The 9947-nt window shown below is 66.0% G+C and carries 9 protein-coding genes and 4 tRNA genes; 7 read left to right on the top strand and 6 right to left on the bottom strand.

All coding sequences use genetic code 11. The annotated features are described in order from the left end of the window. The first annotated feature begins 156 nt into the window (after positions 1 to 156). The 6 genes from lexA (at position 157) to ABE522_RS11235 (ending at position 5877) form a co-directional block, all read left to right on the top strand. The gene (gene lexA, locus ABE522_RS11260; protein WP_346591766.1) at positions 157 to 801 is read left to right on the top strand and encodes a transcriptional repressor LexA; all 645 of its coding nucleotides are present in this window, start codon (positions 157 to 159) and stop codon (positions 799 to 801) included. A 154-nt stretch (positions 802 to 955) separates the two neighbouring features. Beyond that, on the top strand, positions 956 to 1996 hold the full coding sequence (gene recA / locus ABE522_RS11255; protein ID WP_042615466.1) for a recombinase RecA: 1041 nt from the start codon (positions 956 to 958) through the stop codon (positions 1994 to 1996). Between the two features lie 109 nt (positions 1997 to 2105). Then, positions 2106 to 2600, top strand: coding sequence for a recombination regulator RecX (gene recX / locus ABE522_RS11250; protein ID WP_346591765.1), 495 nt, complete (start codon positions 2106 to 2108; stop codon positions 2598 to 2600). A 105-nt stretch (positions 2601 to 2705) separates the two neighbouring features. After that, positions 2706 to 5357, top strand: a complete 2652-nt coding sequence (gene alaS / locus ABE522_RS11245; RefSeq protein WP_346591764.1) for an alanine--tRNA ligase — start codon at positions 2706 to 2708, stop codon at positions 5355 to 5357. Between the two features lie 145 nt (positions 5358 to 5502). Next, complete coding sequence (csrA, locus tag ABE522_RS11240; protein WP_042615469.1) at positions 5503 to 5703, top strand: carbon storage regulator CsrA; 201 nt, start codon at positions 5503 to 5505, stop codon at positions 5701 to 5703. 81 nt (positions 5704 to 5784) lie between these two features. Continuing rightward, positions 5785 to 5877, top strand: a tRNA-Ser gene (locus tag ABE522_RS11235). A gap of 136 nt (positions 5878 to 6013) precedes the next feature. On the opposite strand, the gene ABE522_RS11230 is transcribed toward ABE522_RS11235, so the two are convergent. Further along, a complete protein-coding gene (locus ABE522_RS11230) occupies positions 6014 to 6715 on the bottom strand; it encodes a pirin family protein (RefSeq protein WP_346591763.1) in 702 nt (233 codons plus the stop codon). 139 nt (positions 6716 to 6854) lie between these two features. On the opposite strand from ABE522_RS11230, the gene ABE522_RS11225 reads away from it, so the two are divergent. Then, on the top strand, positions 6855 to 7769 hold the full coding sequence (locus ABE522_RS11225; protein ID WP_346591762.1) for a LysR family transcriptional regulator: 915 nt from the start codon (positions 6855 to 6857) through the stop codon (positions 7767 to 7769). A gap of 93 nt (positions 7770 to 7862) precedes the next feature. On the opposite strand, the gene ABE522_RS11220 is transcribed toward ABE522_RS11225, so the two are convergent. The 5 genes from ABE522_RS11220 to thiD all read right to left on the bottom strand — a co-directional run bounded on the left by ABE522_RS11220 (position 7863) and on the right by thiD (position 9927). Then, positions 7863 to 7939: transfer RNA gene (locus tag ABE522_RS11220), tRNA-Arg, on the bottom strand. 54 nt (positions 7940 to 7993) lie between these two features. After that, positions 7994 to 8070, bottom strand: a tRNA-Arg gene (locus ABE522_RS11215). A 56-nt stretch (positions 8071 to 8126) separates the two neighbouring features. Further along, a tRNA-Arg gene (locus ABE522_RS11210) sits at positions 8127 to 8203 on the bottom strand. Positions 8204 to 8266: 63 nt separating this feature from the next. Further along, positions 8267 to 9121: an alpha/beta hydrolase family protein gene (locus tag ABE522_RS11205; protein WP_346591761.1), complete on the bottom strand. Its 855-nt coding sequence runs from the start codon at positions 9119 to 9121 to the stop codon at positions 8267 to 8269. Continuing rightward, positions 9118 to 9927, bottom strand: coding sequence for a bifunctional hydroxymethylpyrimidine kinase/phosphomethylpyrimidine kinase (thiD, locus tag ABE522_RS11200; RefSeq protein ID WP_346591760.1), 810 nt, complete (start codon positions 9925 to 9927; stop codon positions 9118 to 9120). The genes ABE522_RS11205 and thiD overlap by 4 nt, the downstream gene beginning before the upstream one ends. Positions 9928 to 9947 lie beyond the last annotated feature (20 nt).

The raw sequence follows: 9947 nt of genomic DNA, 5'->3' as shown, positions 1-9947 counted from the left end.
GCATGGATGCGGTCTTTGCCGTCCCCCACCCATCCCTCCCGCCCGGCCCAGCCCAGCACACCGGCTCCAGCGACCCGCCACGAGGGGCTCCGCCGTTCGCTGCCATCCCGCAACGGCACTTGCGGCGCGAAAGAGTTAGTAGTATTACTACTAACCATGGACACGACGAACCTGACCGAAACCCAGCAGGCCATCCTGCAGCTGATCGCCGAGCGCATCGAATCCGAAGGCGCACCGCCTTCGCAGACCGAAATCGCCCGTGCCTTCGGCTTCAAGGGCGTGCGCGCCGCGCAGTACCACCTTGAAGCGCTGGAAGCGGCCGGTGCCATTCGCCGCGTCCCCGGCCAGGCGCGTGGCATCCGCCTGGTGCAGGCGCCGCCGCTGAAGCAGGTCGCCGAGCCGACGCAGGATGACAGCGTGCTGCGCCTGCCGGTGCTGGGGCGTGTAGCAGCCGGCCTGCCGATCGGCGCGGACATCGGCTCGGACGACTTCGTCGTGCTCGACCGCGTGTTCTTCTCCCCGGCACCGGATTACCTGCTCAAGGTGCAGGGCGATTCGATGATCGACGAAGGCATCTTCGATGGTGACCTGATCGGTGTGCACCGCACCCGCGATGCCCGTACCGGGCAGATCGTGGTGGCCCGCATCGATGAGGAAATCACCGTCAAGCTGCTGAAGATCGGCAAGGACCGTATCCGCCTGCTGCCGCGCAATCCCGATTACGCCCCCATCGAAGTATTGCCGGACCAGGATTTCGCCATCGAAGGCCTGTACTGCGGCCTGCTGCGACCCAACCGTTGAATGTCCGGGGACGGCTGCCGCTGACGTCTGCGGCGATAATGTTCGACTTGCCCGGCGCGCGTCTCATCCTGTGCGATGCGCGGCCGCTACAGTCACCCCCGAACCCGAGTTGACCACGATTAAAAAGATGACCACTTCCCCAAGGACCAAGACGATGGACGAGAACAAGAAGCGTGCCCTGGCCGCCGCCCTGAGCCAGATCGAAAAGCAGTTCGGTAAAGGCTCGGTGATGCGGATGGGCGATCGCGTTGTCGAGCCCGTCGAGATCATCCCGACCGGTTCGCTGATGCTGGATATCGCATTGGGCATCGGCGGCCTGCCCAAGGGCCGGGTCGTGGAAATCTATGGTCCGGAGTCCTCGGGCAAGACCACCCTGACGCTGCAGGCCATCGCCGAGTGCCAGAAGAAGGGCGGCACGGCGGCCTTCATCGATGCCGAGCACGCCCTGGACCCGATCTACGCCGCCAAGCTGGGCGTCAATGTCGACGACCTGCTGCTGTCGCAGCCGGATACCGGTGAGCAGGCGCTGGAAATCGCCGACATGCTGGTGCGCTCCAACTCGGTGGACATCGTGGTGGTCGACTCGGTCGCCGCGCTGACCCCGAAGGCTGAAATCGAAGGCGAGATGGGTGACCAGCTGCCGGGCCTGCAGGCCCGCCTGATGAGCCAGGCGCTGCGCAAGCTGACCGGCAACATCAAGCGCTCCAACACGCTGGTGGTGTTCATCAACCAGCTGCGCCACAAGATCGGCGTGATGATGCCGGGCCAGAGCCCGGAAGTGACCACCGGCGGCAATGCGCTGAAGTTCTACGCCTCGGTGCGTCTGGACATCCGCCGCATCGGTGCGATCAAGAAGGGCGATGAGATCATCGGCAACCAGACCAAGATCAAGGTCGTCAAGAACAAGCTGGCGCCGCCGTTCAAGCAGGTCATCACCGAGATCCTGTACGGCGAAGGCATCAGCCGCGAAGGCGAACTGATCGACATGGGCGTGGAAGCCAAGCTGGTTGAAAAAGCCGGTGCCTGGTACAGCTACGGCGAAGAGCGCATCGGCCAGGGCAAGGACAACGCCCGCGGCTACCTGCGCGACAACCCGGCCGTGGCCCAGCGCCTGGAAGCGGAGCTGCGCGAGAAGTTCCAGCCGGCTGAAGCACCGAAGGAAGCCGGCGACGAAGACGACGCCGACGAAGCGTAAGACATGCTGTGGGGCAGGGCGGCGCCGTCAGTGACGCCGTCCTGTCCCGCAGGATTTTCACGCCGGCCAACGGCGTGGCGTCAGGGACGGCGCTGAGTGAAGGATGAGCATGCACGACGAATCCGACGCCCCACCGGGCGCACGTAAACGACGCCGGCCCGAACTGACGCCCCTGCAGCGGGCGCTTGGCCTGCTGGTGCGGCGCGATCATTCGCGCAAGGAACTGGGCCGCAAACTGGTCGCGCGCGGCATCGAGCCCGAACAGGCGCAGGCCGCGGTGGACAAGCTGACCAGCGAAGGCTGGCAGGACGATGAACGCTTCGCCGAGTTCCTGGTGCGCAACCGGGCCAATGGCGGGTACGGACCGCGCCACATCCAGGCCGAACTGGGCACCCATGGGCTGGACAGTGATGCCATAAGCGCCGCGATGGACAGCTACGAGGGCGATTTCCTGGAGAATGCCCGTGACCTGGTGCGCCGCCGTTTCGGCGAGGAAGGACCGCAGGACCTGCCGCAGCGGCGCAAGGCCGCCGACCTGCTGGCCCGCCGCGGGTTCGATGGCGACACCATCCGCCGCGCCACCCGCTTCGATGCAGAGGACTGAGCGCCGCTGGCCTGTTACCCTTCAACGTTTCGGAGGTCCGAAACCCGACCCTGGCCAGTGTGGCTGGAGGCGGTGGCGCCTCCGGCACGCAGACTGCCAGCCCCCATGACCGCATCCGCCAAATTCACTACCTCCCAGATCCGCAGCGACTTCCTTGAGTTCTTCAAGGGCAAGGGCCACACCATCGTGCCGTCGGCACCGCTGGTGCCGGGCAACGACCCGACCCTGCTGTTCACCAATTCCGGCATGGTCCAGTTCAAGGACGTGTTCCTGGGCGCGGAGAAGCGCAGCTACGTGCGCGCTGCCGACGTCCAGCGCTGCCTGCGCGCAGGCGGCAAGCACAACGACCTGGACCAGGTGGGTTACACCGCCCGTCACCATACTTTCTTCGAAATGCTGGGCAACTGGTCCTTCGGCGACTACTTCAAGAAGGACGCCATTGCCTGGGCCTGGGAGCTGCTGACCCAGGTCTGGAAGCTGCCGGCCGAGCGCCTGCTGGTCACCGTCTACCAGACCGATGACGAGGCCTACGCGCTGTGGCGCGACATGGTCGGCATCCCGGAAGAGCGCATCGTGCGCATCGGCGACAACAAGGGCGCCCCGTACGCCTCGGACAACTTCTGGCAGATGGCCGACACCGGCCCGTGCGGTCCGTGCACGGAGATCTTCTACGACCATGGCGACCACATTGCCGGTGGTCCGCCGGGCTCGCCGGATGAAGATGGCGACCGTTTCATCGAAATCTGGAACCTGGTGTTCATGCAGTTCGATCGCCAGCCCGATGGCAGCCTGGTGCCGCTGCCGGCGCCCTGCGTGGACACCGGCATGGGCCTGGAGCGCCTGGCGGCGATCCTGCAGCACGTGCACACCAACTATGAAATCGACCTGTTCCAGGCGCTGATCCGCAAGGCCAGCGAACTGACCGGCATGGCCGACCTGGAAAACAAGTCGCTGCGGGTGATCGCCGACCATATCCGTGCGTGTTCGTTCCTGATCGTCGATGGCGTGCTGCCGTCCAACGAAGGCCGTGGCTACGTACTGCGCCGGATCATCCGTCGCGCGCTGCGCCACGGCTGGATGCTGGGCGTGCGCCAACCGTTCTTCAGCAAGCTGGTGCCGACCCTGGTCGAGCAGATGGGCGTGGCCTATCCGGAACTGCCGGCCACCGCCGACACCGTGACCCGCGCCCTGCAGGCCGAAGAAGAGCGCTTCGCCGAGACGCTGGACGCCGGCATGAAGATCTTCGAAGACATCGCGGGCAAGGCCAGCAACAACATCATTCCCGGCGTGGATGCGTTCCGTCTGTACGATACCTATGGTTTCCCGCTGGACCTCACCGCTGATATCGCGCGCGAGCGTGACATGACCGTGGACACCGCCGGCTTCGACGTGGCGATGGAACAGCAGCGCGAAACCGCGCGTGCGGCGGGCAAGTTCGGCGGCGGCGTCAGCCTGCCGGCCGACCTGGTCGCCACCCTCAAGCCCACCGTGTTCCTCGGTTACGACGCGCTGCAGGCCGATGGCCTGCGCGTGGTGGCGCTGCTGAAGGACGGCCGTCCGGTGCAGGCCGCCGCCGCCGGTGATGCGGTGATCGTGCTGACCGAACAGACCCCGTTCTACGCCGAATCCGGTGGCCAGGTCGGTGACACCGGCGTGCTGTCGGCTGCTGGCGTGCGCGTGGACGTGACCGAGACGCAGAAGTTCGCGGGCCAGTTCCATGGCCATGTCGGCACCCTCGCCGAGGGCAGCCTGAAGGTCGGTGACGTGCTGGCCGGCCAGGTCGACGCGGAGCGCCGCGGCGCGACCATCCTCAATCACTCCGCCACCCACCTGCTGCATGCCGCCCTGCGCGAAGTGCTTGGCACCCACGTGCAGCAGAAGGGTTCGCTGGTGGCGCCGGACCGCCTGCGTTTCGACTTCTCGCATTTCCAGCCGATCAGCGCCGAAGAACTGGCGATCATCGAGCGCAAGGTCAACCAGCAGGTGCGCATCAACAACGCCGTGGAAGTGCACAACATGGCCATGCAGGAAGCGCTCGACTTCGGCGCGATGGCCCTGTTCGGCGAAAAGTACGGCGAAAACGTGCGCGTGCTGAAAATGGGCGACTATTCCACCGAACTGTGCGGCGGCACCCATGTCAGCCGCACCGGTGACATCGGCCTGTTCAAGATCACCTCCGAAGGCGGCGTGTCCGCTGGCGTGCGCCGCATCGAGGCGGTCACCGGCCAGGGCGCGCTGGATTTCGTCGCGGACGAAGAGGCACGCCTGTCCGAAGCGGCCAGCCTGCTCGGCGGCAGTGCGGGCGACGTGGTGGAGAAGATCCGCACCCAGATCCTGCGCCAGAAGCAGCTCGAACGTGAACTGGAATCGCTGAAGGCCAAGCTCGCCGCCGGTGCCACCGCGGACCTGTCCACCCAGGCGGTGGACGTGTCCGGGGTGAAGGTGCTGGTCGCGCGATTGGAAGGCTTTGACGCAAAAGCCTTGCGCGATGCGGTGGATCGCCTCAAACAGCAACTGGGTGATGCCGTGATCCTGCTGGCCGGTGCGCAGGACGGGAAGGTCGCCCTGGTTGCTGGCGTGAACGGCAGTGCAATGGGCCGGGTCAAGGCCGGGGAACTGTTGTCCCACATTGCCAGTCAGATCGGGGGCAAGGGCGGTGGTCGTCCCGATCTCGCCCAGGGTGGTGGCGAGGACGGGCCCGCCCTTGCGACTGCCCTGGCTGCGGCGATCGACTGGGTCCGCCCGCGTCTGGGATGAACCGCAGCCCTTCCGCGCCTTGAAGCTGCGGGAGGGCTGACGGTACCATTGGCAATCTTTTTCCCTTCGTAGTGGGGCGGGCCTTTACGGCGCGTCAGGCCGGTGGGGGATACCCTTCCACACGGTTTCATGGAGAATTACCACAATGTTGATCTTGACCCGCCGCGTTGGCGAAACCCTGATGATTGGCGACTCGGTCAGCGTGACTGTCCTGGGCGTCAAGGGAAACCAGGTCCGTATCGGCATCACGGCGCCGAAGGACGTGGCCGTGCATCGCGAGGAAATCTACCAGCGCATCCAGCGCGGTGATGAAGCTGCGACCAGCAGTGAAGATTCTGCTGAATAAGGCTTTACCTCCGGTCGCGAAAAAAGCTATTATTCGCGTCCCCGCTGCGGAGTACTTCTCCACCAGCGGTTGCAACACCCCGGAGCGATGCCCGAGCGGCTGAAGGGGCTCCCCTGCTAAGGGAGTATAGGGTCAAAAGCTCTATCGAGGGTTCGAATCCCTCTCGCTCCGCCATATATGAAAACGCCCGCAGATACTCTCTGCGGGCGTTTTTTTTGTGTCGTTGATGCCGCGTCGCCGGCTCGGTACCGCGCGGCTGCCTGACCCGCCGTGCCGTCGCAGGCCACGAGAGGTCAGGCGATGCGGGGCATTACAGCGCCAGGTCGAACACCAGCACCTCGGCGTCATTGCCGTTTTCCAGTGTCAGCTGGGATTCGTCGCGCACCTGCAGCGCATCGCCCGCTTCCAGGGTGATCCCGTTGACCTGCAGCTGGCCACGCGCCACCTGCACATAGGCGCCGCGACCGCTCGCCAGGGTGTGGGTGAGGCGCTGTGCGCCATCCAGGATGGTGGCGTAGATGCGGGCATCCTGATGGATCAGCAGCGAACCTTCGGCACCGTCCGGCGAGGCGATCAGTCGCAGTTGGCCACGCTTGTCCTCGGGGCTGAAGTTGGTTTCCTGGTAGGACGGCGCGATGTTCTCCTGGTCCGGGAACAGCCAGATCTGCAGGAAGTGCACCGTCTCATCGGCCGAATGGTTGAACTCGCTGTGGCTGACGCCGCTGCCGGCGCTCATGCGCTGCACATCGCCGTAGCGCAGCACCGAACCGGTGCCCATCGAATCCTTGTGTTCCAGCGCGCCGCCGAGCACGTAGGAAATGATTTCCATGTTGCTGTGGCTGTGCGTGCCGAAGCCCTGGCCGCCGATCACCTTGTCTTCGTTGATCACCCGCAGCGGGCCGAAGCTGGTGTAGCGCGGGTCGTAGTAATTGGCGAAGGAGAAGGTGTGCATGGAGTTCAGCCAGCCATGGTCGGCCTTGCCGCGGGTGGCGCTCTTACGGATCTGGATCATGGTGGTGCTCCTTGTTCGATGGTTTCGACGTGGGACCTCGCGGCCGTGCAGGCCGTGGTTTCCCGTTGCGAAGAAGTATCCGCTTGCCCTCGCGCTTTGAAAAACGGATAGTTTCGCAAGCCATCATCGAAAATTTCGAATGCTCAAGCTCAGCCTCGACGCCCTGCAGATCCTGGATGCCATCGACCGCCGCGGCTCGTTCGCTGCGGCCGGCAAGACGCTGCACAAGGTGCCCTCGACCATTTCCTACACCGTGGCCAAGCTGGAAGAGGACCTCGGCGTGCAGCTGTTCGACCGGGTCGGGCCGCGTGCGGAGATGACCCCGGCCGGCCGCGCGCTGCTGGATGAGGGCCGCCACCTGCTGCGTGCGGCGCGCGAGCTGGAGCTGCGGGTGCGCCGGGTAGCCTCTGGCTGGGAGGCCGAACTGACCCTGGCGGTGGATTCGATGTTCCCGACCTGGTTGCTGGGGCGGGACATCAAGGCGTTCCGTGACGTCGCCGCGCAGACCCGCCTGCGGCTGATCGGCGAGGCGCTCTCGGGCACCTGGGAGGCGCTGCTCGATCGTCGCGCGGACCTGCTGGTGGGGGCGGCGGGCGAGGGCCCCAGTGGCGGTGGCTACGTGGTGGAGCCACTGGGCAGCGTCGAGTTCGTGTTCGCGATCGCGCCGGGCCATCCGCTGGCTGCGGTGCCGGGCGTGCTGCGGCGCGAGCAGCTGGTTGAACACTGTGCGATCGCCGTTTCCGATTCGGCGCGTCGGCTGTTGCCGCGCACCGTTGGCCTGCTGATGGGGCAGGAAACCCTCAGCGTGCCGGACATGGCCAGCAAGCTGCGCCTGCAGCGCGAGGGCATCGGCTTTGGTTTCCTGCCGGCGCCGTGCGCGCATGCGGCGGTGGACCGCGGTGAACTGGTGATCCGTGAGGTCGAAGAGCACAAGCCGGAGGAAACGTTCTGGCTGGCATGGCGCACCGGCGAAGATGGCGCGGCGCTGCGCTGGTGGCGCGAACGGCTACGCACGCCAGGCACGCTGGAGGCCTGGTGGCACGCGATGCGGTGACCCCGGTAGCGCCGACCCATGGTCGGCGAGCGCAGCGGTAAGTGGCGCATGCAAAAAAAACAGCAGGCCGAGGCCTGCTGTTTCTTCGAATAGTGGTGCGCCCGGAGAGATTCGAACTCCCGACCGCCTGGTTCGTAGCCAGGTACTCTATCCAACTGAGCTACGGGCGCACGGTGTACTGCCTTCTACTGCTGCATCAACGGCGGCGTTGATGATCGCGTCACTGGTGCGCCCGGAGAGATTCGAACTCCCGACCGCCTGGTTCGTAGCCAGGTACTCTATCCAACTGAGCTACGGGCGCATGTGACAGCGATTTCTGCGTTACCACATCAACGGCGGGGTTGATGTTCCTGTTGATGGTGCGCCCGGAGAGATTCGAACTCCCGACCGCCTGGTTCGTAGCCAGGTACTCTATCCAACTGAGCTACGGGCGCCCTGCAACAGGAGCGGAATTATGCGGATTACCGCTGCATCCGTCAACGCCTTTGTGAAGGATTTCAGTCAAATGAACGCAACAGCGCCTCCGCGACCGGCTCCGGCGCCTTCATCCAGTGGAAGTGGTCGGCACGCGCGCGCAGCATCGCGGCATCCAGCACGGAGGTCGTGACCTGCACGTTGGGCAGCTTGGCCAGCAGGGCCTGCATCGATCCCGTAGGTGCCAGCCAGTCATCGGTCATCAGCACGGCGCGCGCCTGTCCCTGCACGAGCCGCAACTGGCTTTCCAAGTCCTCGGCCATGCCTGCGGCGGCATAGCGGTTGCACAGCCCCACGCGCGACCAGTCCTGGATCAGCCCGCGTGCTTCATTGCCGCCAAAGCCGAGTCGGCGGCCCGGCAGCACGCCGTTGCGCCGCGCCAGCCAAGGCAGGAAGCGGTAGGCCAGTGGCAGCAGCCAGCCGCGCGGCGCCGGGAAGCTGCGCCACCACGGCGTTCCGCTGGCCACCAGCCACAGGTGCTGGAAATCGGCGGGGAAGCGCCCGGCATGCAGGCACGCCAACTGCCCACCCAGGCTGTGGCCGCCTACGATCCACGGCAGCACGCGGTCTTGCTGGTCATGCTGGAGCAGCAGCTGTTGGCTGGCCGGCAGGTCCTGTTCGAGGATTTCCCGGTAGCCCCAATCCTGTGCACGCGAAGGCCGCAGCGAACTGCTGCCATTGCCGCGCCACTCATGCAGGTAGACCGCGATGCCGCGCGCAGCCAGCGCCTGCGCCAACGGCAGGTAATGCCGCGCGGCCACACCCAGCGCAGGCAGCCACAGCAGGCGCGCGCGCGGCTGTGCGGGCAGGCAGTGCAGCAGGGCGAAGGCGTGCCCGTCGGCCGCCTGCAGCGACGTGCTGTGCGCGTCCAGGGTCATGCGTGGGACGCAGCGCCGAAGTGATCCAGCACCAGCACCGTGCCGCGGCCTGGCGCATAGCCCTGTTGCAGGCCGCGCGCCACGTAATCGATGGCGGCCTCGCAGGCGTTGGCCAGGCTCAGCCCGTTGCACAGCTGGGCGGCGATCGCCGATGCCAGCGTACAGCCGGTCCCGTGCGCGTCCACCGGCAGACGGGCATGGATGAAGGTCTCGCTGCTCACGCCGTCGAAGAAGCGGTCGACGACGCGATTTCCCTCCTGCAGGTGGCCGCCCTTGAGCAGCACCGCGCCTGCGCCCAGCTCCAGCAGCAGTGCCGCAGCGTGCTCGGCGTCGTCGCCGTCCAGGATGCGCCGGCCCACCAGCAGTTCGGCTTCCGGAGTGTTCGGAGTAATCAGCGTGGCCAAGGGCAGCAGGCGGGTACGCAGCGCTTCCAGTGCGCTGTCTTCCAGCAGGCGCGCGCCGCTGGTAGCGATCATCACCGGGTCCAGCACGATGTGCGGCGGGCGATGTTTCTCCAGTGCATCGGCCACGCAGTGGATCACCTCGGCGTTGGCCAACATGCCCAGCTTGACCGCGTGCACGTCGAAGTCATCGAAGCAGGCGGCGATCTGGGCCTGCAGGAACGCGATCGGTGGGACATGCACGGCGCTGACGCCGCGGGTGTTCTGCGCGGTCAGCGCGGCGATCGCCGAAAGGCCATGCACGCGGTGCGCGGCAAAGGCTTTCAGGTCGGCCTGGATGCCGGCACCACCGCCGGAATCGGATCCGGCGATGGTGAGGGCGGAAGCGGGCGTGTTCGGGCTCATGGGTCGATTGTAGGGCCCCG

The organism is Stenotrophomonas lacuserhaii, assembly GCF_039674585.1.
Lineage (GTDB): Bacteria > Pseudomonadota > Gammaproteobacteria > Xanthomonadales > Xanthomonadaceae > Stenotrophomonas > Stenotrophomonas pennii_A.
Note: the sequence above shows the minus strand (reverse complement) of the source record. Positions and strands in the feature narration are given on the sequence as shown.